22 protein-coding genes and 2 tRNA genes are annotated in these 24,201 nt (G+C 35.0%); 12 read left to right on the forward strand and 12 right to left on the reverse strand.

Going from position 1 to position 24,201, the window contains the following annotated elements; translation table 11 throughout:
* Positions 1–4: 4 nt before the first annotated feature.
* Complete coding sequence (locus tag CQ046_RS19980; protein ID WP_105703952.1) at positions 5–805, reverse strand: DNA alkylation repair protein; 801 nt, start codon at positions 803–805, stop codon at positions 5–7.
* 94 nt (positions 806–899) lie between these two features.
* Between CQ046_RS19980 and CQ046_RS19985 the strand changes: the two genes are divergently transcribed.
* The 4 genes from CQ046_RS19985 (at position 900) to gap (ending at position 4,300) form a co-directional block, all read left to right on the forward strand.
* Positions 900–1,247 (forward strand): winged helix-turn-helix transcriptional regulator, encoded by a 348-nt coding sequence (locus CQ046_RS19985; RefSeq protein WP_105703953.1) that lies wholly within the window; start codon positions 900–902, stop codon positions 1,245–1,247.
* 67 nt (positions 1,248–1,314) lie between these two features.
* Positions 1,315–2,193 carry a DUF4846 domain-containing protein gene (locus CQ046_RS19990; RefSeq protein WP_105703954.1) on the forward strand — a complete coding sequence of 293 codons (879 nt, stop codon included), beginning with the start codon at positions 1,315–1,317 and terminating at the stop codon, positions 2,191–2,193.
* Between the two features lie 83 nt (positions 2,194–2,276).
* Entirely contained in the window at positions 2,277–3,263 is a 987-nt protein-coding gene (gene pfkA, locus CQ046_RS19995) for a 6-phosphofructokinase (RefSeq protein ID WP_105703955.1), read from the forward strand.
* Positions 3,264–3,295: 32 nt separating this feature from the next.
* A complete protein-coding gene (gene gap / locus CQ046_RS20000; RefSeq protein WP_047096698.1) occupies positions 3,296–4,300 on the forward strand; it encodes a type I glyceraldehyde-3-phosphate dehydrogenase in 1,005 nt (334 codons plus the stop codon).
* Between the two features lie 96 nt (positions 4,301–4,396).
* Here the strand turns inward: gap and CQ046_RS20005 are convergent, their stop codons facing one another.
* The gene (locus CQ046_RS20005) at positions 4,397–5,161 is read right to left on the reverse strand and encodes a hypothetical protein (RefSeq protein WP_123906657.1); all 765 of its coding nucleotides are present in this window, start codon (positions 5,159–5,161) and stop codon (positions 4,397–4,399) included.
* Positions 5,162–5,306: 145 nt separating this feature from the next.
* On the opposite strand from CQ046_RS20005, the gene CQ046_RS20010 reads away from it, so the two are divergent.
* The 3 genes from CQ046_RS20010 to recA all read left to right on the forward strand — a co-directional run bounded on the left by CQ046_RS20010 (position 5,307) and on the right by recA (position 8,675).
* Positions 5,307–6,107 (forward strand): response regulator transcription factor, encoded by an 801-nt coding sequence (locus CQ046_RS20010; protein WP_105703957.1) that lies wholly within the window; start codon positions 5,307–5,309, stop codon positions 6,105–6,107.
* A gap of 73 nt (positions 6,108–6,180) precedes the next feature.
* Positions 6,181–7,371 carry an oxygenase MpaB family protein gene (locus tag CQ046_RS20015; RefSeq protein WP_228407003.1) on the forward strand — a complete coding sequence of 397 codons (1,191 nt, stop codon included), beginning with the start codon at positions 6,181–6,183 and terminating at the stop codon, positions 7,369–7,371.
* 302 nt (positions 7,372–7,673) lie between these two features.
* Positions 7,674–8,675: a recombinase RecA gene (recA, locus tag CQ046_RS20020; protein WP_105703959.1), complete on the forward strand. Its 1,002-nt coding sequence runs from the start codon at positions 7,674–7,676 to the stop codon at positions 8,673–8,675.
* A gap of 324 nt (positions 8,676–8,999) precedes the next feature.
* On the opposite strand, the gene CQ046_RS20025 is transcribed toward recA, so the two are convergent.
* Both CQ046_RS20025 and CQ046_RS20030 read right to left on the reverse strand, forming a co-directional pair.
* Entirely contained in the window at positions 9,000–10,433 is a 1,434-nt protein-coding gene (locus CQ046_RS20025; RefSeq protein ID WP_105703960.1) for a hypothetical protein, read from the reverse strand.
* Positions 10,434–10,574: 141 nt separating this feature from the next.
* On the reverse strand, positions 10,575–13,472 hold the full coding sequence (locus CQ046_RS20030) for a prolyl oligopeptidase family serine peptidase (protein ID WP_105703961.1): 2,898 nt from the start codon (positions 13,470–13,472) through the stop codon (positions 10,575–10,577).
* Positions 13,473–13,626: 154 nt separating this feature from the next.
* On the opposite strand from CQ046_RS20030, the gene htpG reads away from it, so the two are divergent.
* Both htpG and CQ046_RS20045 read left to right on the forward strand, forming a co-directional pair.
* A complete protein-coding gene (htpG, locus tag CQ046_RS20035) occupies positions 13,627–15,522 on the forward strand; it encodes a molecular chaperone HtpG (protein WP_105703962.1) in 1,896 nt (631 codons plus the stop codon).
* Between the two features lie 375 nt (positions 15,523–15,897).
* On the forward strand, positions 15,898–16,290 hold the full coding sequence (locus CQ046_RS20045; RefSeq protein WP_105703964.1) for a helix-turn-helix transcriptional regulator: 393 nt from the start codon (positions 15,898–15,900) through the stop codon (positions 16,288–16,290).
* Positions 16,291–16,573: 283 nt separating this feature from the next.
* Here the strand turns inward: CQ046_RS20045 and CQ046_RS20050 are convergent, their stop codons facing one another.
* A complete protein-coding gene (locus tag CQ046_RS20050) occupies positions 16,574–16,870 on the reverse strand; it encodes an MGMT family protein (RefSeq protein WP_034697384.1) in 297 nt (98 codons plus the stop codon).
* A 74-nt stretch (positions 16,871–16,944) separates the two neighbouring features.
* Between CQ046_RS20050 and CQ046_RS23720 the strand changes: the two genes are divergently transcribed.
* Positions 16,945–17,091, forward strand: a complete 147-nt coding sequence (locus CQ046_RS23720) for a hypothetical protein (RefSeq protein WP_165790561.1) — start codon at positions 16,945–16,947, stop codon at positions 17,089–17,091.
* Between the two features lie 279 nt (positions 17,092–17,370).
* On the opposite strand, the gene CQ046_RS20060 is transcribed toward CQ046_RS23720, so the two are convergent.
* The 4 genes from CQ046_RS20060 to CQ046_RS20075 form a co-directional block, all read right to left on the reverse strand.
* On the reverse strand, positions 17,371–18,342 hold the full coding sequence (locus CQ046_RS20060) for a deoxyhypusine synthase family protein (RefSeq protein ID WP_034673009.1): 972 nt from the start codon (positions 18,340–18,342) through the stop codon (positions 17,371–17,373).
* A 190-nt stretch (positions 18,343–18,532) separates the two neighbouring features.
* Positions 18,533–18,913, reverse strand: a complete 381-nt coding sequence (locus tag CQ046_RS20065; protein WP_105703966.1) for a GreA/GreB family elongation factor — start codon at positions 18,911–18,913, stop codon at positions 18,533–18,535.
* 375 nt (positions 18,914–19,288) lie between these two features.
* Positions 19,289–19,693 carry an alternative ribosome rescue aminoacyl-tRNA hydrolase ArfB gene (gene arfB, locus CQ046_RS20070; RefSeq protein WP_317047033.1) on the reverse strand — a complete coding sequence of 135 codons (405 nt, stop codon included), beginning with the start codon at positions 19,691–19,693 and terminating at the stop codon, positions 19,289–19,291.
* Between the two features lie 28 nt (positions 19,694–19,721).
* Positions 19,722–20,750, reverse strand: coding sequence for an AMP-binding protein (locus tag CQ046_RS20075; RefSeq protein WP_105703968.1), 1,029 nt, complete (start codon positions 20,748–20,750; stop codon positions 19,722–19,724).
* Positions 20,751–20,849: 99 nt separating this feature from the next.
* Here CQ046_RS20075 and CQ046_RS20080 point away from each other — a divergent pair.
* Both CQ046_RS20080 and CQ046_RS20085 read left to right on the forward strand, forming a co-directional pair.
* A tRNA-Gln gene (locus CQ046_RS20080) sits at positions 20,850–20,920 on the forward strand.
* 165 nt (positions 20,921–21,085) lie between these two features.
* A tRNA-Gln gene (locus tag CQ046_RS20085) sits at positions 21,086–21,156 on the forward strand.
* Between the two features lie 147 nt (positions 21,157–21,303).
* Here the strand turns inward: CQ046_RS20085 and CQ046_RS20090 are convergent.
* The 3 genes from CQ046_RS20090 to CQ046_RS20100 all read right to left on the reverse strand — a co-directional run bounded on the left by CQ046_RS20090 (position 21,304) and on the right by CQ046_RS20100 (position 24,127).
* The gene (locus CQ046_RS20090; protein ID WP_105703969.1) at positions 21,304–21,834 is read right to left on the reverse strand and encodes an antirestriction protein ArdA; all 531 of its coding nucleotides are present in this window, start codon (positions 21,832–21,834) and stop codon (positions 21,304–21,306) included.
* Positions 21,835–22,870: 1,036 nt separating this feature from the next.
* Positions 22,871–23,263 carry a hypothetical protein gene (locus CQ046_RS20095; protein WP_105703970.1) on the reverse strand — a complete coding sequence of 131 codons (393 nt, stop codon included), beginning with the start codon at positions 23,261–23,263 and terminating at the stop codon, positions 22,871–22,873.
* 24 nt (positions 23,264–23,287) lie between these two features.
* Positions 23,288–24,127 carry an RHS repeat domain-containing protein gene (locus CQ046_RS20100; RefSeq protein ID WP_228407004.1) on the reverse strand — a complete coding sequence of 280 codons (840 nt, stop codon included), beginning with the start codon at positions 24,125–24,127 and terminating at the stop codon, positions 23,288–23,290.
* Positions 24,128–24,201: the final 74 nt, after the last annotated feature.

Consider the following 24,201-nt stretch of genomic DNA (forward strand, 5'->3'; position numbering starts at 1 on the left):
ACTCTTACTTTTTAAGGGTTCGTAAGGCTTTTTTAATGATATATTGGGTTTCTTTTGTCGGACTTTCCCGAAGCCATTCATCACAAATTTCCACTACAAATTCTGGTTGTGATTTGCTGGCATCATTGAGCCAATTGCCAACACTATCTTGCACGTATCTGGAAGAATCAGATCGTAAAGGTTCCAGAATTTCCAATCCAAGTCCTGGGTTTTGTTTTAAAGCATCGATATGCTCACACCAAACTCCTCTCGGCCTTGTAGATTCGCTGGCAAAACGTCTCACATTTTCATTCTCATGCCTTGTCCATTCTGATAAAATAGATAAACTTTCATCAAGATTTTTAGAAATATCCGGACGCACCGCCATCCAGCAAATTTCTCTCACTCCAAAATGAGTATCTACAGCAAACGATTTAATTTTGTCTAACTTTTCTTTCAATTTTAAATCATGGTTTCGCCCAATTGTATAAGCAGCCCAGCAACGTACAAGATCCGCGGGATGAGTTTCCAATTTGTGAAGAAATTCATCATCTTTATTTTTTATAGCCAGATGAAGTAAACCAATTCCAATGGTTTCATTAATGGTATTAACCGTTTGCTTTTTCAGCTGGTCTAGATTCTCTAAAATAGGATTCAAATATTCTCTGCGATTATTCTGCAGAAACAAATTTTCAAGAAGCAGCCTTTGATCTACAGCCAGCCATTCTGTAAGATTGGCGGTTTCAATTTCTCCTCTATTCAGCTGTTCCAAAATATCCGGTGGAATATCTTTGATAGAGCGGGCTCCTTTTCGTTTTTCTGTCATACTATTTAATGATTATCTTTACAAAAGTCTGAAACTAAGCAGACAAAAACAATAGCGCATATTTTTCGCCCATAGGGATAAAAAAGTCAATTTTATGAAAACAAAGGGAAGAGCTGAAGAAAATAAAATTTGTCCGTTGGAAGTGGCCGTGGATACCATTAGCGGCAAATGGAAAATTCCTATCGTATGGCAGATTAATGAAGGGAAAAAACGTCCTAGTGAATTTCTGCGGGGTATTGCTAAAGTAGACCGAAGAGTTCTCAATCAGCAACTGAATGAAATGGTAGAAGACGGTATTTTAACCAAACAATCTTTCAACGAACTTCCTCCAAGGGTTGAATATACTTTGACAGAACTTGGTGAACAGCTTGTGAAAATTCTCTGGCAACTGAATGACTGGGGAAAATTATTGATTCCTGAGAACAAAGAGTCATTAAACTAGCAGATTTTCAGATTATATATTGGCAGATAAGCTAAAAAAATGATATTTGTGTAAACTAAAAAAACACATGAAAAAAGTTATCACCGGAATCACAGCGTTTTTAATTCTTACAGGCTGTATAAAAGAAAAATCATCAGACCGTCTCTTGGCTGAGCCGGATAAAAATGAGCATTTAATCACAGAAAACGCTTTAAAAATCAATAAAGATAAAAATACCATCCGGGAAAGATTTTCTCCTCCGGAAGGTTATGAATGGATTGAGGAAAATCCGGAATCTTTCGGGTATTTTATTGAAAATTTCAAACTAAAACCTTATGGCACCCAGATTGTGAAATATGATGGAACGCCTATTTCTACCCAGCATCTTCATGAAGCTGTTTTTGATATCGATACCGGAAATAAAGATTTGCAGCAATGTGCTGATGCCGCTATTCGGATAAGGGCAGAATATCTTTATAAGGCAAAAAAATTTGACGAAATTAAATTTCATTTTACAAGCGGTGATCTTCTCAGCTGGAACGATTATAAAAACGGAACGAGAGCTTTTGTTAATGGAAATTCAGTCAACTTCAGAAAAATTGCAGCTTTTGATGATTCTTACCAGAGTTTCAGAAATTATCTGGATCTGATTTTTAATTATGCCGGAACGATTTCATTAAACAAAGAAACAAAGCCGGTAATGAGGAATTCTGATCTGAAAACGGGAGATATTCTGATTACACCAGGCAGTCCGGGACATATCGTTTTTATTTCCGGTGTCTGCCAAAATAAGAAAGGGGAAAGATTATTTTTATTGAGCGAAGGATTCACCCCGGCTCAGTTGATTCATGTGCTCTCCAATCCATTTAATCCATATTTTACGCCTTGGTACGACCTTGACGTGAATGCTTCGGAAACGAAAACTGCACGATATTTTTTTAAACCTACAAACTTCAGAAGCTTTTAATAATTTATATTCAAAACTATTGGAAAGTTACTACGATAATCTGAACTTGTTTTTGTAAATTTGTGTTCGAAATTTTTTACTTGATGAAAGAGAGTGCTGTAAAAAAGATTGCAGTTCTTACTTCAGGAGGTGACTCTCCGGGTATGAATGCGGCATTAAGAGCGGTAGTAAGAACCGCCAATTACTATAATATCGAATGTTACGGAGTAAGAGAAGGTTACAATGGCCTTATCAACGATGATTTCCTGAGAATGGGAGCCCGTTCCGTAAAAAATATAATCAACCAGGGTGGAACGATTCTAAAATCTGCCAGATCCGCTGAGTTCAGAACGAAAGAAGGCCGTCAGAAAGCTTACGACAACTGCGTAAAACTTGGAATAGACGGATTGGTATGTATTGGAGGAGACGGAACATTTACCGGTGCAAAAATCTTTAATGAAGAGTTCGGAATCAGAGTAATCGGTATTCCGGGAACGATCGACAACGATATTTTCGGAACGGATAATACCATCGGTTACGATACTGCTTTGAATACTGCAATGGATGCCATTGATAAAATCCGTGACACGGCAACTTCCCATAACAGAGTTTTCTTTGTGGAAGTAATGGGTCGTGATGCTGGTTTTATTGCTTTAAACAGCGGATTGGCAACAGGTGCTCTGGATATTTTAATTCCTGAGAAAAAAGATAGTATTGATGAGCTTTTCGTGAAATTCAGAAATGCTGAAAAAACAGGAAAATCATCCAGTATTGTAGTGGTAGCGGAAGGCGAAAAACTAGCTAACGTTTACGAACTTGCAGAAAAAACAAAACAGACATTCCCTGATTATGACATTCGTGTCGCTATTTTGGGGCATATGCAGAGAGGAGGTTCTCCAAGCTGTGCAGACAGGGTTTTAGCAAGCAGATTAGGATATGGTGCTGTAACAGGATTAATGGAAGGACAAAACAATGTAATGGCAGGAATGCGTTCCAATGATTTGACGTATACGCCAATAGAAGAAGCCATTAAAAAACATAACGAAATCAACAGCGATCTTTTGCTGATTTCAGAAATTTTAGCAATCTAATTATTTTTATAATCTAATAAAAACAAACTATTATGTCAACAATTAAAGTAGGTATCAACGGTTTTGGTAGAATTGGACGTCTTGTTTTCAGAGCAATGACTGAAAGAGACAACATTGAAGTTGTAGGAATCAATGACCTAATCAATGCAGAATACATGGCTTACATGTTAAAATATGACTCTGTACACGGTATTTTCCCAGGTGAAGTTTCTGTAGAAGGAAATGATCTTGTAGTAAACGGAAAAAAAATCAGAGTAACTGCTGAAAAAGACCCAAGTAACCTAAAGTGGAATGAAATCGGTGCAGATTATGTAGTAGAATCTACAGGTTTATTCTTAGATAAAGAAAGCGCTGCAAAACACATTACTGCAGGTGCTAAGAAAGTAATCCTTTCTGCTCCTTCTAAAGATGATACTCCAATGTTCGTAATGGGGGTAAACCACAAGGAACTTACTGATGATATCAAAATCTTATCAAACGCTTCTTGTACTACCAACTGTTTAGCTCCTTTAGCTAAAGTAATCCACGATAACTTTGGAATCGTAGAAGGTTTAATGACAACAGTACACGCTACAACAGCTACTCAGAAAACTGTTGACGGTCCTTCAATGAAAGACTGGAGAGGTGGTAGAGCTGCTCTAAACAACATCATCCCTTCTTCTACAGGTGCTGCTAAAGCAGTAGGAAAAGTAATCCCTTCATTAAACGGAAAATTAACAGGTATGTCTTTCAGAGTACCAACGGTTGACGTTTCTGTAGTAGATTTAACTGTGAGAATTGAAAAGGCTGCTTCTTATGAAGAAATCTGTTCAGTAATCAAAGCTGCTTCTGAAGGTGAATTGAAAGGGATCCTAGGTTATACTGAAGAGGCTGTAGTATCTCAGGACTTCGTAGGAGATAAGAGAACTTCTATCTTCGACAAAGATGCTGGTATCATGCTTTCTCCTAACTTCGTAAAACTTGTTTCTTGGTATGACAATGAAATGGGTTACTCTAACAAATTAGTAGATATGCTTGTACACGCTGCTTCTTTATAATAAGTAATGAGCGATAAGCAATAATATAAAACCTTCCTGATGGGAAGGTTTTTGTTTTTAAATATTATTTTTTACCACAGAATCATTTATCTTTTTTTAAAGTTCTTTCAAATATTCTTCAGCTTTTTCTTTACTCAAGTTGCCATCCATCTTTTGAATAACAGTAAGAGTTGCTTCATATTTCTTAATTTCAGCTTTTGATTTTTCAACACTAGCATCACTTTCTGCCTTACTAATCTTGCTCTCTGCCTCTGCTTCTGCTATTGAAATATCTCTTGTTCTATCTATAATGGTTTCAAAAAGTTTTCTAATACCATCTTTACTCAATAACTCTTCTTTATCATTAAAATTATTGCTAAGTGCATTAAATTTTTCAATTCCTATTTCGTTTTTAATCAATAATTTATTAATATCTTCTTTCTGATCTATAGATGCATAATAAAACTCATTCAGTCGATATAAAGCATCTCTAAGCATGTTTACAGCAGCTGTTCTTTTACCTAGCTGAGCAATAGTTCGTTGTGTATTCAAAGCAAATTCAGCATCTACCTGACCTTTAACATTTGCTTTTCCCGTAATGGCAGTAATAGATTGTATTGCGGCATCAGGAGAATTTTCTGCAAGTACTCTGATTTTCCCGTCTTTTACATACATGACAGAGCCTCTTCTTGTAGGATCATAATAAGACCATAAAAAAGTTCCATTATTATTTCCTACAGAAGAGTCTTTAGCATTTGATTTTCCTGATGGCTCATATTGCCCAACTCTAACAATACCCGCACTTCCGCGAGCCTTATTATTTTTAAAACTCCCACAACTTAACATAAAGAATGTAAGTATTATAAAAAAAATTGTTTTCATGGCTATTTATTTTTTCAGATTAAAGTTTTTTTGAAATGGTTATTAGTTTTTATTTAAAACTACAATACTTTCCTACCAAACGAAATACCACAAAAGGGTGATTTTATTTAACATAATTTTATTATTTTTAAGAAAACATTAACCAATGAAGAAAAAACACCTGACTCACGCAAAAAGACCTCATCCCCTCATTAAGGTCTGGAATGATTATCCTGAAATTTTACAGAATAACAACAGAATACTACCCGTTCCCACCATTGAAAACATAATCGGACAAATTTTTGCTCCCGGAAAATTCTACTATTATGTCATCAATTTTGCAGACAGCACTATCACTTGTAATCACGATGAGGATATTTTAGCAATTCATGGTCTCCATAAATATCCTGTACATCTGAAAGAAATTATAGACCTCATCCATCCCGATGATATAGAATTTGTGATGGAAGCAGAAAGAATGTCTATAGAAAAAATAAAAGAAATTAACGGTTTTGATTATCAGCAGGAACTGAAAACCAGTTATTGTTTCAGGATGAGAACCTCAAAAGGTAATTATGAACTGTTTCATCATCAGGCCTTACATACTTATAAAGATGAAGATGGCAGGCTTTTGCAGGCAGTAAACATCCATACCAATATTGAACACATCACGCACCAAAATTCTTATGTTGTATTGGTTTCCGGAATCAACGGCCAGGAAGATTTTCACCAGATGCAATGGATGGATCATGGCAAATTCCCGGAATCTATCCCTGTCATTTTCACCAAAAGAGAAGTTGAAGTCATCAATTGCATTGCAAAAGGATACTCAACATGTGAAATTTCTGATCTTCTGAATATTTCGGAAGAAACGGTTCGTACCCACAGGAAAAATATTTTAAGAAAATCCGATTGCAAAAACAGCTCTGAGCTGATTAAAAAAACTTTTGAATGGGGATATCTATAGAAAAGAAATCATTATCCTGACAAATCTCACCAGTATATTTCGGTGCAAAACTTGTACTTTTATAGATAAAGGAATGAACATGATACAACCCCGTTTTAAAGATGCTGCCCATTTCAGGAATTTTTGGGAAAATGGCAACGGAAAACAGCTTATTGAATTTTCAGGAGCCGAAGTGAGCTTTGAAAAATTTGAAAAGTTTGCCCCTTATTTTCATCATGTGGATGAAACCGGTGACGAGGTGGTAAAAGACGTTTATTTCACGAAAAAATTCCATGAAGCTTCAAGAGAAATTGAGAATTACATCAGAAATGGGGTTTCGGAAACAGATTCCGTACCTGAAAGTGTAAAAAAACTTTTCAGTCAAACCCAGAAAATCCCCGAATGGTTAGATTATAATTTACTTGAAAGCGGTGCTGAACTTTGTATGAGAAGCAACCTGGATTCTTTGATTTCCCTGAGAGATTATTGTCTGATTGGTGGTTATGATTATGCTTACCTCAACAAACCGCTTATTGTAACAGAAGCATTGAAAAAAGGTGCCGTAAAGCGTCTTTCGGAAACATTGGATTTTTGGGTGAATGCTACCCGATACAATGCACTGGAAATTCATGCAAAGGGCTATGAATTTGCCATCAAAACCCGTTTGATTCATTCTTACGCCAGACTTTCTATTAAAAAGCATTATAAAGATTGGGAAACTGACAACTGGGGAGAGCCTATCAATTCGTGGGATATGATGGCGACGTACATCGGATTCAGTTTGGTCTTTCTTCATAGTCTTCAGAAACTGGGAAATAGTTTTTCTATCGAAGAAGAGCAGGGAATTTTTCACCTTTGGAAATATGTAGGGTATCTTTTGGGAATTCCGGAGCAGCTTCTTCCTGATGATAAAAAACAAGCAACAGAATATTTTTATTTATGGACTTCCGTTCAGCCGCCATCGGATAAGGGCTCTGTTCTTCTGGCTCACTCTCTTTTAGATGAATCACTGGAAAATCCTATTTTAAAATATGAATTTCAGAGAAAAAATTTAAAATATCTGCACATCTCCTGTACCTGGTTTCTGCTGGATGACGAAGTTTGTAAAAGATTACAAATTCCGGAGGTTCCTTGCAGAAATCTATTCCCGAAATCGAAAATACTTTTCAACAAAATTTATGATCAACTCGTAAGTCGTGAAGCACGAATACAAAGAGGAAACAAAGACCAAATGAAAGTATTGGAAGATTATCTTGCAATCACTAAAAATTCAAATTTTCATTAGGATAAGTCAGGAAGCTCGAAGATGGAAGCTGGGAGTAATATTGTATAGCTAATTTCGCCAGCAAAGCTTAAAATTAAATCCATAGTATTTTGGGGCTTTAATTACTTCCTTCTACCAGCCTCCAGCTTCCTTTCCTGTTAATATTTTTTCAGACTCACACCACATTCTGCATGTGCTTCGTTATGAATAAGATCAGCAGAAAAATTTTATCATTTTTTAACTCTAAAAACAGCTTTCAGGGATAAATAATATTAGCTTTTGATGTTTAAATTATGTATTTTTGAGAAATTATTTTAATAGAGATGAGTAACATTGATGATAAGAAAAAAGCACTCGCTTTAGTGCTTGACAAACTAGATAAAACATATGGAAAGGGTACTGTAATGACTTTAGGTGATCAATCTATAGACAATACAATAGAAGTAATTCCTTCCGGTTCTTTAGGATTAGATATTGCATTAGGAATAGGCGGATATCCAAAAGGAAGAATCATTGAAATATATGGTCCTGAATCTTCAGGTAAAACAACTTTGACCCTTCATGCTATTGCTGAGGCTCAAAAAGCAGGGGGTATTGCTGCATTCATTGATGCAGAGCACGCTTTCGACAGGGGTTATGCAGGAAAACTAGGAATCGATCTTGAAAACTTAATCATTTCTCAACCGGATAATGGTGAGCAGGCTCTGGAAATTGCTGATAACCTGATCCGTTCAGGAGCTATTGACATTGTTGTCATTGACTCCGTAGCTGCTCTTACGCCAAAAGCAGAGATCGAAGGAGAAATGGGAGATTCTAAAATGGGTCTTCACGCAAGATTAATGTCTCAGGCATTAAGAAAATTAACTGCTACTATTTCAAGAACGAAATGTACCGTAATCTTCATTAACCAGTTGAGAGAAAAAATCGGTGTAATGTTTGGAAACCCTGAAACTACTACCGGAGGTAACGCTCTTAAGTTCTATGCTTCTGTGAGAATTGACATCAGAAAAGCAAGTGCCCCTATCAAACAAGGTGATGAGGCTATTGGTAGCCGTGTGAAAGTGAAGATTGTGAAAAATAAAGTAGCACCTCCTTTCAAGCAGGCAGAATTTGATATCATGTATGGAGAAGGAGTTTCTAAAGTAGGTGAAATTCTGGATACTGCAGTAGACATGGGAATTGTAAAGAAAAGCGGATCTTGGTTCAGCTACGAAGAGACTAAATTAGGTCAGGGACGTGATGCTGTAAAAGATGTTTTAAAAGACAATCCAGATCTTTCTGAGGAATTGGAAAACAAGATCAAGGAAGAAATGAAAAATAAATAATTTTTCAGAAAAAATATAGAAAAGGCAGTCTTCGGATTGCCTTTTTTGTTTTTTTATAATGCAGATATATTTTAACGCAAAGGTTTCATTTGTATACTGTAATATTTTTAAGAGAGCAAAGGACGGAATCAATTTTATTGATTCTTACTAAGCAAACGCATTACTCAGAGCTTCATCAGCGACAAAGTCGCAAATCTTTGCTTCCTTAGGATCAACTTTCGAATCTCTTATCCCTTTGCGTTAAAATAATCTTTCCGTTTTTTCTATAATAAAAAAGAGGTCATTCCGTAGAACAACCTCTTTGAGTTTTTATATTTTTAAAAATTATTCAGAAATTTTACCTTGAAGCTGAAGCGCTCCTGTTACTTTCATTCCTTTTGTAAGAGTTTCTATTCTCATATTCTCTTTATTCACAAAAGCATCAATAGTGAAGAAGTCTTCATTTTCTTCATTCGTGATCAGCTTCAATTTCAGGATATAGCCTTTAACGCTTCCATCATCAAGCAATACTGTTTCCTTAAAGTCTACAATTTGGCCAATGAAGTCAAAACATGCATAATTAGGAAGATCCTGACTTGGTGCATATGTTGTGAAATCTTCACTCATTTTGGTACCATCCGGCAGATCAGTATTGGTATGGGCATCAAGGATCAGAACAATTCCACTTACGTTCACCTTAAGATGAGGCTGTGTCATGTATGTATTTCTATTTTCTGCATAGTCCGTTGCAAAGAACCAAACGCCAAAAGTATCTCTGGCAGGACCTGCTACGATAGCCTGTAAGTTCAGCGCATTTTCCCACTCTCTGATTGACCTCGTTTCAAAATCTAACGTATAATCAGTTTTTACTTCCGGAATAATCGTGCTAAGCTCTTCTGTAAAAATGGTTTTGAACCTAACATCCTCAAATTCTGTCTTACTTTTGCTTTCCCCAAGCGGATCAGAAACTGTAGACTGCATTAAAACATTGGTTAAATATTGACCGTAATCTTTAGTTTGAAAATTTTCATGTCCAAAAATTCCGCTCCATGTATTGACAAGATTATGAACATTTGATTTTCTTATGATAATTCCGGCATCGTTAGTCATTTCAGGAGCTGCAATTCCCTCTGTATTAGGAAAATAATTTTTACCTTCAATCAACTGATGATTCATGATTTCATTATTTTCTTCGTGAGAAAACTCTGCAAAACCTTTATAAGTGACATTCTGATTTTCAAAAACATAAGGAAGACCTGTTTTCGCCTTGTCATCTCCGGCAAAATGATATGCAAGAGAAATTCCTTTAAATTCTCCATCCTGAGTTGCAGGAGTGTGATTTCCGTTATGATCAAACTGAGAATGATAAAGAATCATATAAGATTTGATCTTTCCCGCCTGAAGTTCAGTTTCAAACTTTTCTTCCATCTGCGCAATTGCCTGTTGTGGAGGAAGTGCATAGGCATCTTCAGTTACCATATAAGCAAAGCCTTCTATCTCACCATTTTCTTTTTCAAAAGCGGAAAGCGGTGTATACTCTCCTCTTAACTGAAGCGCGATAGAATACACGATATAATCGTTATAAATCCTGATTTTTTCAAATTCTTCATTTACTTTTGACTCTTCTACCTGCTGTGAGGGAGTTTCTGGTATTGTTTCCACAACTTCTTCCACCACTTCCTCTACTACTTTTTCCTCTGGCTTTTCTATTTCCTGAACCGGAGTACTCACATTTTCCTGATTATTATTCTTTTTCTTAAAAAAATCAAAGATTCCCATACTGTTATTTATAATTGGCGGTAAATATAATAAAAGCGATCAACAGACCCAACATAAAAAAAATGTCATTGTGTCAGTTTATTCTTCATTTTTTTGGTAATAAAAAATTCCGGCGGAGTCTTTGACTCCGCCGGAATTTTATTAGTTTGGTTTATCATCTGTCAGCTCAAATCCCCAATCTTTTCCTTTTTGGGTGGCTGGGATACCTTTTGTCATCCAGACCGGAGCTTTAGCCCCTTTTAGATAGTAATCAAAAAACTGCTGTTCACGTATTTGAATATCTTTTCTGTTCTGGCGTTTTACAAGGTTATGATCATCCCCATTATAGTTCAGAAGCCATGAAGGTTTTCCTAGGCGACGTAATGCAGTAAACATTTCTATTCCCTGATACCATGGAACTGCCCCATCTTTATCATTACTCATAATGACTACCGGAGTTTTTACCTGATTAATGGTGAAAAGCGGTGAGTTTTTAATATAAAGATCCGGAGCTTCCCATAGATTCTTTCCAAGCCTGCTCTGGGATTTTTCGTACTGAAACTGTCTGTTCATCCCTGAAGTCCAACGGATTCCTCCATATGCGGAAGTCATGTTGACAACGGGAGCACCACTCCATGCTGCTGCATACATATTGGTGTGGGCAATAAGATAGGCTACCTGATAACCTCCCCAGCTTTGTCCCTGAATTCCAATTTTAGCACCATCTACCCATGCATTCTGCTTTAGCTTTTCAACTCCGGAATTGATGTATTCCATTGCTGATTCTCCCGGGAAACCATCGGTATAAGAGATATCAGGGGTAAAAACCAGATATCCGTTGCTCACAAAATAAGAGATATTCAATCTTGAAGGTGTAGGAGCCGGTGCTACATAACGGTTTAAATTATCCGATAGTTTTTCATAGAAATAGACAATCATAGGATACTTTTTATTCGGATTGAAATCTTCCGGCTTGTATAAAATTCCCGTGGATGTATTTCCTTTTGGTGTTGTCCAGTTTACCAGTTCACCAGATCCCCAGTTGTATTGTTTTTGCTGTGGATTCGTATCGCTTAGTTTCTGCTGTTCTGAAAAGTCTGATGTTGCAAAAATATTGGGAGAATCTGTGTACGATTCTTTTACTAAAATATATTCCTCAGCATTTTTTGCTTTTTGAAGACTTCGATATCCCCATACATTTTCCATCTGAATTTTTACAGGATCAGCGTTCGATTGAATGGATGTTTTGAAAATTCCGTTCGCTTTGGTAGTATTATCAAATGCAGATAAATAAATAGCTGATTTTCTGTTTAAACTTTTAATATCTTTATCTAAATCGTACGTATCAAATGTTATTTTATTTTTACGGCCAAATCCATTGGTGATGTTTCTCGGTTTTTTTGAACCATTCAGGAAAAATTCCCAAAGATCATAGCGGTCTCTGATTATCACAGATTCATCCTTATCCGTCCATGATGCAATACCATAAGAATTCGGGAAATCCGGCATATCAAATTCCTCGTCAACGAAAGAAACAGGTAAACCGTTACTCAACGGAAGTGTTTGTTTTGTTTTCACATTATAGCTCAGCCATTTCCCTTTTTCTCTGTCAAAAATCACAATAAAATTTCCAAGCGGAGATACAGCAACTGCCCCATCCAGGTTTTTAATAACTTCCGTTCGCTCCCCTGTTTTATTATCAATCAGGAAATAAGTTTTCTTTGTTGAGCCTTCCCACTGTGAAGAAATACGGTTATTAAGACTTGTAATACCCATTGCGAATTCAGCATTTCCTTCATTCACCAATCGTAAAGTATCCAGATCCTCACCATCGATATTTCTAAAAAATTCCGGTTTTTCTGTCTGCATTACTGCAGCATACGATTTCTTCAGATCATTTTTCAATTCTTTTAACTGTACCGTTTGCAGATAGTCATCTCTGTAGCTCCAGACATCTACCACTGCATGGTCATTCGCAATCATTGCCGTATCTTTTGCAACAGGTTTTGGAGCAACACCAAAATACAGTTGTTTTCCGTTTTTACTGAAAATAGGTGAACGGTTCTCAGAAATCACCCAGTTCTTTTTCATCTGGGCATTTTCATTGGTAACAATTTCCTTTTTGTTTCCTTTAAAATTAAAATAATACAACTGATACAACTTCACCAGATCATTCTGAGCCGAAGAAGTTCCTACATAAGCCAATTGATTTCCTTCTTCGTCAAAAGACAACTGAGAAAAGTCTCCCTCCATTTCAGAAATTTTATTGACAGTTCCTTTTTGCAGATCCACTACCTGCACCGTTTGAAGTGCATATTTCTTTGGTTTAGATTTGTCGGTAACTTTTTTATCCTCAGATTTCTTGTCTAATGAATCTTTCTTTTCCTTTTTATCTTTACTGATCTTTTCCTCAGGTTTTTTGGTCACAAAAACAAGCTGCTTCCCGTTTTTACTGAACTCATAACGTACTACATTATCATATGTCGTGCTTTTTCCATCTAAAAGGTTTCGCACTACCAATTGTAATGGTTTTGCATTTTTTTCTTCATCCTTTTCATCTCCATCATCTTTATCAGAGTTGTCTTCTGAAGATTTATCTTTTGTATTTTCCAGAAGATAAGCAATGTAAGAACCTGCTTTCTCAGGAGTTTTAAATCCTTTTACATTAGGAATTTTCTCTGTTTTATCATTTAAAAAATCAACGATAGCAAGGCTGTCTTTTGTTAATTTATTTTGTTTGAGCTTTTTATCTTTTACCGCCTTTATATCTTTATACTCCGGGCGGATTTGAAAAACAGCAAACCTTGAATCATTTGTAAAATTCAATTTTGTAGCTCTTGCAAACTTCTTTGAGGTTTTATTTTTAACCGAATATAAAAAAAGGTTAGGATTTCCTTCCTGAGCATCCACAGAATAGGCAACCCATTTTCCATCATTTGAGATTTTTCTCGAGCCGATATTCTGCCAACTGTCATAAACAGAATGATCTAAAGGCTTTTTCTGTGCATACACGAAACAAGTCATGATGAGCAGAATAAAAACTGTACATTTCAACTTCATTTTTAAAGAATTTTAAGAATTAAAAGTAAGGTATTTCTTTGAAAAATCCACATGATATACCTGTTTCATAATAAATCGAGAAAATGTCAATCTGTCACATTCTTCTTCGTGGTATTTTTTTTGAGAAATATTTGAAAATTAAAAATTATAAAATATGACAACTAAAGGAAATATTAATGTATCTGTGGAAAACATTTTCCCGCTTATTAAAAAATTTCTTTACAGTGACCACGAAATATTCTTAAGAGAATTAATTTCCAATGCAACTGATGCTACTTTAAAATTAAAACATTTAACAAGCATCGGTGAAGCAAAAGTGGAATATGGAAATCCAAAACTTGAAGTTAAAATTGATAAAGAACAGAAAACGTTACGCATCATAGACCAAGGTATTGGTATGACGGGTGAAGAAGTGGAGAAATACATCAATCAGGTTGCTTTCTCAGGCGCTGAAGAGTTTTTGGAAAAATATAAAGATTCTGCGAAAAATTCAGGAATTATCGGACATTTTGGTCTTGGATTCTACTCTGCATTTATGGTAGCGGAAAAGGTGGAAATTCTTACAAAATCTTATAAAGATGAGCCAGCAGTACGTTGGATCTGTGATGGAAGCCCGGAATTCACTCTTGAAGAAACTACTGACAAAACGGATAGAGGAACGGAAATCATCCTTCATATTGCTGAAGATTCTGTAGAGTTTTTAGAAGAAGGAAAAATCCATGAGATGTTATTAAAATATAACAAATTCATGCCTGTTCCAATCAAATTTGGAACAAAAACCCATACACTTCCATTACCGGAAGATGCTCCCGAAGGTGCTGTAGCTGAAACAGAAGAAGTAGACAATATCATCAATAATCCAGTACCGGCATGGACGATTGCTCCAAGTGAGTTGACTAATGAGGATTATATGAAATTCTATCACGAGCTGTATCCAATGCAGTTTGAAGAGCCTTTATTCAACATCCACCTGAATGTTGATTATCCTTTCAACCTTACCGGAGTTCTGTTCTTCCCGAAACTGAGCAACAATTTGAATATCGACAAGGATAAAATTCAATTATACCAAAACCAGGTATTTGTAACAGATGAAGTAAAAGGAATCGTTCCAGACTTCCTGATGCTTCTGAGAGGGGTAATTGATTCTCCGGATATCCCATTGAACGTTTCCCGTTCTTATCTTCAGGCAGACGGTGCTGTAAAGAAAATTTCGTCTTACATCACGAAAAAAGTAGCCGACAAAATGGCTTCTCTGATTAACGAAAACCGTGAAGATTATGAACAAAAATGGAACGACATTAAGGTAGTTATTGAGTACGGAATTGTTACTGAAGAAAAATTTGCTGAAAAAGCTGATAAATTCACTCTATATCCTACAACAGACGGTAAATATTTCCTTTGGGATGAATTGGTAGAGAAAATCAAACCAATGCAGACTGATAAAGATAATAAGTTAGTTGTATTGTATGCTACCAATGCTGATGAACAGCACAGCTATATCCAGTCTGCGAAAGATAAAGGATACGAAGTTCTGTTATTGGATTCTCCTATTATTTCACACGTGATTCAGAAACTTGAAACTTCGAAAGAAAATATTTCGTTCGCAAGAGTAGATGCAGATCATGTGAATAATCTAATCAAAAAAGACGAGCCGGTAATTTCAAAACTGAATGAAATAGAAAAAGAGTCTTTGAAAAAGAATGTGGAAGAGGCTATTCAGGATTCTAAATTTACGGTTCAGCTTGAAGACCTTGACAGTAATGATGCTCCGTTCACGATTACCCAGCCAGAATTTATGAGAAGAATGAAGGAAATGCAGGCTACAGGCGGAGGTGGAATGTTCGGAATGGGAGGTTTCCCGGAGATGTATAATCTTGTGGTGAATTCGAACAGTGAGCTTTCCAATCAAATCTTAAAGACTGAGAATACTGAAAAGAAAGAGAGTTTAATCAAATATGCTCTGGATCTTGCCAAGCTTTCACAAAATTTACTGAAAGGAAAAGACCTGACAGATTTTATACAGAGAAGCTATAAGCAACTTGAAAAATAATTTACGAGAGACTGTTTCATTTTTGGAGCAGTCTTTTTTTTTGTTTGAAAAGGGTTGGAAAAACGCAAAGGCACAAGTTTTTTACATGGCTCATGCTTTAATGCGAAAGGATTTTATCTTCGATAAAATTGTGTACTGCTAATCCAAACCTTATAGGTTTAAATACCTACTTTTACCAATAATTTTTGATCAATCTGAAGTTATTGTGAAATAAATGGCAGTACGAAGAATATTTTCAACAATTACATCAGATAATATTTGTGTTTTTAAGCCTAGTATCATTTTATCTTCAATCTCATTCTTTATCGCATATTTTTTTCTACTTTTTATTGTACAGCTTCTGCTTTTTTGCCATTTTTGTATAAAATGTCGGTCATGCAAAAAGAAAAATTACGCGTCATCAGAAAACAAAAAGGCTACACACAACAGCAGGTAGCTGATTTTATCGCAACAGATGTATCTAATTACAGCAGAAAAGAAAGCGGTGATGTAAGGATCGTAAGAGATGAATGGGATAAGCTTGCCCGTTTTTTGAATGTACCGGTGGAAGATATTTATGAAGAGGAGGAAGCTACAGTAGTTGTTAATAATGACCATCCTGTATTTAATGATAGATCTTCTTCTGCGGGAATCATTACTACCCAGAACAACTATGATAATATCCCTGGAGCTATTATTGAAAACCTTCAAAACTATATTGCTCTATTAAAAGAAGAGAACGAAAAGCTGAAAGAAGAACTGAAAGGTCTCCCAAGAGGAAGAAAATAATACGGCTTGAAACTGTAAAAAATATAGATGTCACTCATATTAAATTATGGAGTGACATTTTTTTGTTGTGTGGTTTTGAGGTGAACGTTTTTTTGACACAAAGGATTGATGATTCTTATGCTTTATTTCAGGAGGCGAAGTGTTGCGACTTTGTCGCTGATGAAGCTTTGTGATGAATGATACATTCGCTTAGAAAGAATCAATGAAATGGATTCCGCGTTTGCTCCTTTAAAAATATACAGTATACAGATAAAAACTTTGCGTTAAAAAAATTCTTTGAAATTTACAATTCCTCCAAAGGATCCCAGAACAGTTTTTTGAAGTTTTTTATTCTAAGATTTTCCACAGTGATTCCTTCTGCTTCCAGTTTAGGTTGAAATTCCGGAACAGACAATACTCCCGAACTTGAAATGACACGGTGAGCAGGAACATCCTTCGGACATCCTCCCATCGCTTTTCCTACATGCCTGGAATGATTAGGATAGCCAACAGCCTTCGCTATAGCACCATAAGTAGACACTCTTCCTTTAGGAATAAGCCTTGCTACTTCGTACACCTGTTGTTTGAAAATTTCATCCATATCTGCTCACTATCTTTTTTGCATCATTTTTGAATTCTCTTAAACTCAATGATGTTTCATTAAAAGATAAAGATATGAAAAAATCATTTTTCAGACTGCTGAATGCGGTTAATAAAAAAGTACTCCCAAAATTGAGTGGTAAAGATCCCAATAGTCTGACTAAAATTGAAAAGGGAATCTTGGCATATCGTTATTTTGTGTTGGTGAATTCGTTGGACTGATTTTACAGATAAAAAATCTGTGCAACCTGTAAGAAAAGTGTCTACCATTTATTTGAACCGTTAAGATTATTTAAGTTTTAAAGAATATTAAGGGAAATAGCTGAAGCTATTTTATTTAGCGGCATACTTTACTTCTCATCAAAGATGAAACTTAATTATTCTTATCATCTTCATTTTTCTTAATGGTTTAAATAGTCTAATATTTTTTCCAAAGAAATAAAAAAGCGCTTCAAATGAATTGAAGCGCTGATATGGTAATCTCGTTTGAGAATTTTGTTCTTAGTTTTCTAAGATATAAGAGAACATCAATGGTGCACAGATGGTAGCATCACTTTCAACGATAAATTTCGGTGTAGTGATATCAAGTTTACCCCAAGTGATTTTTTCATTTGGAACTGCTCCTGAATATGAACCGTAAGACGTTGTAGAATCAGAAATCTGGCAGAAATAAGACCAGAAAGGAATGTCATGCATTTCCATATCCTGATACAACATTGGAACCACACAGATAGGGAAATCTCCTGCGATACCTCCACCAATCTGGAAGAATCCTACTCCTTTTCCTCCTGAATTCTTAGTATACCAGTCAGCAAGGTAAGTCATATATTCGATACCTGATTTCATTGTAGTAGCCTTAAGCTCTCCTTTGATACAGTAAGAAGCGAAGATGTTACCCATTGTAGAATCTTCCCATCCCGGTACTACAATTGGTAAATTAGCTTCTGCAGCAGCAATCATCCAAGAGTTTTCTCTAGGAATTTCATAGTACTGCTCCAATACTCCTGAAAGGATCATTTTGTACATGAATTCGTGCGGGAAATATCTTTCTCCTTTAGCTTCTGCATCTTTCCAGATCTCTACGATATGTTTTTGTAATCTTCTGAAAGCTTCTTCTTCAGGAATACAAGTATCTGTAACTCTGTTTAGACCTCTTTCTAAAAGATCCCACTCATCCTGAGCTGTTAAATCTCTATAATGAGGAACTCTTTCATAGTGAGAGTGTGCTACAAGGTTCATTAAATCTTCTTCAAGGTTAGCCCCTGTACAAGAGATAAAATCTACTTTTCCCTGACGGATCATTTCAGCAAGAATCTTCCCTAATTCAGCAGTAGACATTGCTCCTGCCAAAGTAATCATCATTTTTCCGCCATCTTTAAGATGTGCAACATATCCTTTGGAAGCATCCACCAATGCAGCTGCGTTGAAGTGCAGGTAATACTTTTCTATGAACTCAGTTATCGGTTTGCTCATTTTTAAAATTTTTGCAAAGATAAAACTTAAAAACGGAATGCAGTCAAAGCACTTGAAGAAAGTGTAATAGAGTAGTCTTTTTTTATCATTTGTTAAATTGCGTTTTCTAACACATCAGGTTTATAAAAAAGCGCGACCCAAAATGAGCCACGCTTTCATTGTAATTCAACTTAATATTTTCAACAAAGCTTTACCCTTCCCAGGCTTCCACTTTTAAAATCTCAATTTTCCTTTCTCCCTCTCTGAAAGGCCAATTTATGATATCTCCTACTTTGTATCCTACTACCGCAAGAGCAATATCCGACAGAATGGAATGTTTATTCTTCTTAAGCTTTGCTTTGGTAGACGGCACAAAAATATATTCGTGTTCAAAGTTCAAGGTGTGGTCTTTTAATGTTACTTTTCTGTCTACTGTGACTATATCAGCAGGAAGATCTCTCCTCAGCACCTGTTTCGCTTTTCTAAGTTCTTCCGTAAGCCTTTTTTCTTCTCCGATGCTTACTTTTTTTCTTCTGAGTGTATCTTTTATAGCATCATAAATTCCGGTGGTTACAATAATTTGATTGGACATTTTTTTATTTTTTTTAAAATTAAGATGCAGTAAATCCCCACTGATCCAATGTAGAATCCAGGCATATAACAGCCTTCTTCTATGGAAAACTGCAAAAAGTAATAAATAAATCGGAAGTGATTCCCTGTCTTGGATCCTGACAGGGACTAAATGATGAAGTCCTTAGAACTTTTCAGAAAAGAATCTGTGTGAAGGTAAAGTAAAGACAGCAGCAATCCCGACTGGCGGTGTTTTGCAGATAAAAAGATGGTTGCTGTCATGATCAATTATTATTAATTCTAACAAAGATAGGACTTAAAAACGGAATGTATCGGATACACTACCCTTAATTATGTGCTTTATAATTCTTTTTTTAATCGGGAATAAAATTTTAAATTACAATCTGAAACGCCTGTTTTCTTTTTTATCTGAAAGTTTTTTCTTGTTATCCAATCTCTTTTGTTTCTGTCCTTTTGATGGTTTTGTTGCGGTTCTCTTTTTGGGAACAATAAGCGCTTTGTTGACGATTTCGATTATTTTTTCAATGGATTTATTTTTATTCATCAGTTGGGTTCTGCTTTCAGAAACGGTGAGAAATAAAACCCCATCTGCATTGATTCTATTTTTCAGTTTATCCTGAATCAATACTTTTTCATCTTCATTAAAGAATTCTGATGCCTCTACTTTCCAAAGTACGGTAACAGCAGTCTCTACTTTATTAACGTTTTGCCCGCCCGCTCCACTGCTGCGGGAAGTTTTGAAACTGAGTTCTTTTGAAAAGTCTTTCATTTTTTTAAAGATTTTGAGATACTAGAATCAAGAACCGAGACTAGAGGTTGATGTTTATATTTTTTTGGAGTTCTATTCTATTTACTTTTCCGTTGGGAGTTCTTGGAATTTCATGGACGAAAATAATTTCTTTTGGCTTGTGGAAATTCTTTTCAAACGGTATTTCTGAAATTTTCTTTACAACCTCATCAGACTCATTTCCTTCTATAACAAGTATCAATTTCTGACCCAAGCTATCATCTGGCAAACCGATAAATACGGCTTCGTTTGGGAGTTCTTTTTTCACCAAAGCTTCAAGGGTTTCCGGAAAAATTTTTGCTCCTCCTGAGTTAATCACATTGTCAATTCTTCCGAGGAATTTAAATTGTTTTTCATTTCTAATATCAACTAAATCATTAGTTTGCAATTCTTCAGCATTTACATTGGGTGCGAAAATCTTAAGACATCCTCTATCATCCAAAGAGATGGTTACATTTTCAAAGACTGTGAAATAATCTTCCTGCTCCGGCATCAATTGTTTTAAACCAATATGGGAAAGGGTTTCAGACATTCCATACGTTTCAAAAATACGATTTGAAGTACTGAGGTTCATCTGCAAAATTTTATTTTTCAGACTTTCTGAGACTGCAGCTCCGCCAATGATCAGATTTTTAATCAAATGAAGTTTTTCCAGCGAGTTTTCGACCTGAAGTGGTGTCATGGCACAAAAGTCTATTTCTTCATTCAGGTTTTCAACAGGTTTTAAAGAAGGTTCGGTAATTTTTAATTTCAGGTGTCTTTCTATAGAACGTACAATCATCATTTTTCCTGAAATATATTCTACCGGCAGGCACAGCAATGCTTTATCACCTTCTTTTAATCCCAAAAAATTACAGGTCATCACTGCTGAGTTGACCATTTTATTTTTTTCAATTTCAAAGATTTTCGGAACTCCTGTAGAGCCTGATGTCTGAACATTTACTCCTGTTTTTTCCGAAAACCATTCTTCAAGAAAAAATTTCACTTTCTTTTCAAATTCCGTATTGAATGATAATTGATTAATATTGAGATTATTGAAGTCTATCAGCATATTTTCCGTAAATAAAATCCACAGTAAATTTAAAAAAAAAATTAAAAAGTTCTTGTATGTAAAGAAAAAAGCTGTAAATTTGCACCACCAAAATAAAACAGACCTATAGTGTAACGGTAACACTCCGGTTTTTGGTACCGTCATTCGGGGTTCGAATCCCTGTGGGTCTACAAACCATCCTTTTTAAGGATGGTTTTTGTTTTTAGAATAATAGGGTATTTGGGTATAGAAAAATTCAGACTTTATCCTTTTTCACCTTAAAAAAGCAAGAATTTTCAAAGGAGGTATTTGTAAATAAGAAAAAAATATATAAATTTGCATCACCAAAGTAAAGCAGACCTATAGTGTAACGGTAGCACTCCGGTTTTTGGTACCGTCAGTCGGGGTTCGAATCCCTGTGGGTCTACAACCAAATAAAAGCAACTCGCTAATTTACAGCAAGTTGCTTTTTTATTTTGGTCACTTTTAGTCACTTGGTCACGATTTTGGTCACTGTTTTTCTTAAAAACGCTTGGAGTGAACCCGATTGAATCTATTTAAATCTGATTGTATTTTAGCTACGGAAATAATGTCCGTCACTTTCAAAATAATCAAACATTATACTCCTTGCTGTAGCTTCCCAATCAATATAAATATAATTTGGTAGACTTTCGGGAATACTTTCTTCTAAAATATATTGAGCAAATTCTTCATCGTCTGAATACTCACCCATATAATAGTTTATTACACCGTCATAAACACTCTGAAAATCCATTTTTCCAACACAATCAAGGTAAGCTTCAAAAATTTCTAAATCATGTCCAGAATCGTTTATTTGCTCGGCTATTTCGTAAATTTCAGAAGATAAATTACACTCACTAATCAATCCTAGTTTTTCAAACAGTTCACAGTGTTCGTAGTCCTGAAACATAAATTCTGGGTCAGACTCGTCAGAATGAAGTTCATACATTGCTGTAAGTAATTCGTCATAATCGGAATAGTCCGAAAAGTTTAACCATTTACCATAAAGGCTTCCGTTGTTATACTTGGCATATGTGCCACAATAGATACTAGCAGTATCAAGACAATTTTGTAAATTTGTCATGTTAATAAGTTTTAGATGTATTAAAATTTATTGATGTAGCCTAGTTGTGTTCGAGCACTTCTAGGCATTTTTTATATACAATTGTGACAATCTATGTAGAAAAAAAGAACTTAAAAACAGTTCTTTGATATATTAATAAAGTCAATATTCATGCCAATTCACAGAGATTTTAACTTTAAAATTAAAGTTATTAAAATATTTTTAACTACAAACCGCACCAATAAAAACTGTTCAAAAAAGATAATAATAAAACATATAGTTTAAAGAATATTACCAGTACAAAATAGTAAGTGGAAAATAAAATTAGATCTACAAAAACCACATACAATAAAACAACTGTATGAGAAAAAGTTTGACTGTTGGCAGGGGGGTAGCAAAGAAAAGTTGTTTGATGTCCACCTCTTTATCCTTAGTACCTTGTGTCCCTACACTCATTAATTTTTTTTTGGTGTTAAATTGTCGTAAATTCTTCTATAAAGGAATGATTGAACTATTGAGAGAAATTGGGAGGGGGTATTTTTGTGGGAGGGGATTTACCATTGTCTTTCTTTACAAATATAAGATACAATATATAGCATTGGTTGTTCATTTATTGGATGAGTTGGGCAAAGGTAAGTAAAATGAAATGTAGGAATTAAAAGTTATTATAATACTTTTTTATTATAAATTTCTAAAAGTTTTGGAAATTGAAATCTCAAAATTTAATAATAAATAGACAGTTGTTTTCGGTATAGCAGTACGTATGGGCTCTACCATAAACCATAAATTTAGTAATTTCAATGATTAGTTTATAAATGGTCAATTGATCAGTAACAAAAACCAATTATCTATATCTCAGATCAGATAAAAAAAGGGAGTATCCGAAAAGTCAGATATACCGTCTGAGAATCAAATGTTCATATACTCCTCTTGTATAGGGGTACGAATAAAATCAACAAAAATTGAGGCTGTCCGAAAAGTTTGGACAGCCTCTTTGTTTATTATCTAAGAACGAACGAGACATTCGCACTAGTGGGGACTTTGCTCAGTGTTTTTTTTATTCTATAATCTTTTTATAACAATTCTCCCCATCATGGTAGCCAAAGCAAAGTACAATATTCTTATCTTTTTTCTCAAAAAAAGTAGTATAAGTCATATCAGTATCATTCACATCTTCTGGAAAGGCAATTAAATCTTTATCAAAATTTAAATAAAAATCATTAAACTTTATTGTGTTACCTTCTAATTTGTATTTCGAATTGTAATTCAACACTTTCTTCCCTTTTATATTGTAAATTACTCTGTTATAAACCCCATCCTTGTTAATCGTTAAAGTGTCATATGTATTTTTGTATGATATGGGTGAATATTTTCCATATATATCTTCATTACTAATATTTTGGCACGAAAATAAAAAAGGTAATAAAATTAAACTTATACTTTTCTTCATATTTATTAATTTAAGTTGTTCGATTTAAAATCTAGGTCTTGTTAGTATAGATGGTGGTGTTATAGCTTGTTTAAAAACGTTCTTTGAGGTTGGGTTAATTACTTTTTTTTGAATTTCGGAGTTGCTTTCAGTCCATATATAAGTCTGATATGTATTTCCAAAGCTTTTTAGCTTTCCTTCGGTTCTTTCAAAATTATTTACTGGTAATCTATAAAACAATGACTCTTGTGACTTAGAATCAGTCATTAAAAAAAGTGTTTCATCTCCTAATTTATACCAAGACACATTTGATCTTCCCCACATCTGCTCATACCCATCAAAATTTGCTGTGATGGGGTTAGCTTGAAGATAATCCATTTTAACAACTCCTTTTAGTTCTTTTGAATTCATTGCATCCTTTCTTGCTAAAGAAGAATATGGAGACGATGGCTTATCTAGAGAAGCAAAAGGTCCATCATTAGAATCATTAAAATCACTAAATAGACTGCGAGCAGGTCCACTTCCTCCAAAATATTCAAGTGCTATAGTGTCCCATCCTACATCTTTTCCTCTATGAGTATAACCACTAATAATAGATTCTCCACCTTTAATAATATTTGAAGCTCCAGTTTGTCGACTAACTACTTTAGTATCTCCATTTCTTTGATGGTAAAAATCAATTTTATTTCCACCTAAATTACTAATCATCTTGCCATTCTTATCATACTCATTAAATGGTTCTCTTCCGTCAGGATCAACAAATCTTATTGGATTATCAAATGCATAATTGTAGGTAGACCATCTTCTCATTTTCTCTGCCAACGGATCTATAACTCCCCATCTACCAAGGTCACTCATATACATCCTTGCTCCAAAATCACTCACTCCGTAGTCTACTTCATTTTTTAGGATTTGCCTGCTTCATTTTTCTTCACGCGACTGTTTACTTTTTGATCACT

This window comes from Chryseobacterium sp. MYb7, from assembly GCF_002979455.1.
Lineage (GTDB): Bacteria > Bacteroidota > Bacteroidia > Flavobacteriales > Weeksellaceae > Chryseobacterium.